At 38.3% G+C, this 1,493-nt stretch carries 1 protein-coding gene; it reads left to right on the top strand.

All coding sequences use genetic code 11. The annotated features are described in order from the left end of the window. Positions 1–818 precede the first annotated feature (818 nt). Positions 819–1,322 (top strand): hypothetical protein, encoded by a 504-nt coding sequence (locus J2T13_RS26225; RefSeq protein WP_429375655.1) that lies wholly within the window; start codon positions 819–821, stop codon positions 1,320–1,322. Positions 1,323–1,493 lie beyond the last annotated feature (171 nt).

Raw genomic sequence — 1,493 nt, 5'->3', positions numbered from 1 at the left:
TCCTTTTTCACTAGATGATAAAGGAAGGTTTAGAAAATGGCAGTGAAAGATTGTAGGATTTAAAAAGCTACCGCGTAGCGGTTTAGTTCAACACAATATTCGCGCTTCAGGCCATGCGGCCCTTGATCTGCCTGAGGTATTTCGAAGAAGAATAACCAGGCAGATACATCCATTCCCCTAAGATAAGAGCTATCTAAGGGGAATGGACGTCGCGAATATCCAAACGTTAACTGAAACTCCTTGAGAAATGTAAAAGGCATGAAAAAGCACTAATTAAAGAGATGTTAAAGATGAGTAGAGCTTAAAACTGATATGAAAGTTTCCATACGGAAACAGATTTAAAGTAAAACCATGAAAACATGATCAACTTATAACGAATATGGAATGTTTCCCACACGGAAACGATAATTGAAAAGGTAGAAATGAAGAGCCTATATTTCAAGGAGTGTTTCCTATGCGGAAACAGGATTAGATAGGATCATTAAAGAAATAAGAGAGTTAAAGAAGTAAACACGTAAAAACCGGAACAAGTAATTTCGAAGGATAAGTCGAAGAAGAAGGAGCATCAGTTAACAATGCATTTTTGCTTCGTCGCTGACGCTCCTTGGTCGCCAAGAGGTATTTCGGAGAAGTGTATTCAGACGACACATCCAACCGGCTAAGTGGCAGAGCCACCCGGACCTACGGTCCTTAAGCCGTTTGGACGTCAGAAATGCGCAACGTTATGTGAAATTCCTGCTATTACTGTAGTGACTTCGGTGATACGAGAAAAGGACTGAGAGTCTCAATATGCTGTTATACGCAAGGGAGGCTACTAAATGAAAAAAGAATTTAAAAACCAACATCGAATATTAGAGAGTTTTGGTTATGAATTTCTTGTGGTCTGCCCAAATTGTAACGGAAGATCAAAAGTGATCTCATTAGGAGAACATTCCCCTTACAGAACAGATACTGTAAGAAGGTTCATTTGCTTACATTGCGGATTGAATAAGGAATCTGTTCCTAAGAAGAACTGCTTCAACCAAGCTGTAATCTCATATGGTAAAGTATGGGAAAATGGTTTTATAAATATAGGAGGACCATTTGATTGGTTTTTTGGCTATCCATTGTATTTACAGATATCATGTTGCGGTCACGTTTTATGGGCATACAACCTCGAACATTTAGGGTACATAAAGAAATATGTTGAAGCAGAATTAAGAGAAGACCATCCATATTATCTTAGCGTAGAAAGTAGATTTCCTTTATGGATGAAATCTTCTAAGAATCGAGATGTGGTTCTAAAAGCTATTGAAAAATTAGAGAGACGAATTCAGAACTAATAGAAATTATCTCAGTAGAAGGAACTAAAAATTACAAACACAAATTGGATGCTAACTCAGGAGGGCAGGAACATCACATAACACTTTGGATTGGTTGCGCAGTTGCCCGAAAAAAAGGCCTTCATAACGACGGTATGAAGGCTACCACGATCGTGAACATATGAGCAGAAA

Origin of the sequence: Paenibacillus sp. DS2015 (assembly GCF_050433705.1) — a bacterium.
GTDB lineage: Bacteria > Bacillota > Bacilli > Paenibacillales > Paenibacillaceae > Paenibacillus_AQ.
The sequence above is the reverse complement of the archived record's forward strand: the minus strand, read 5'-3'. Positions and strand labels throughout refer to the sequence as shown.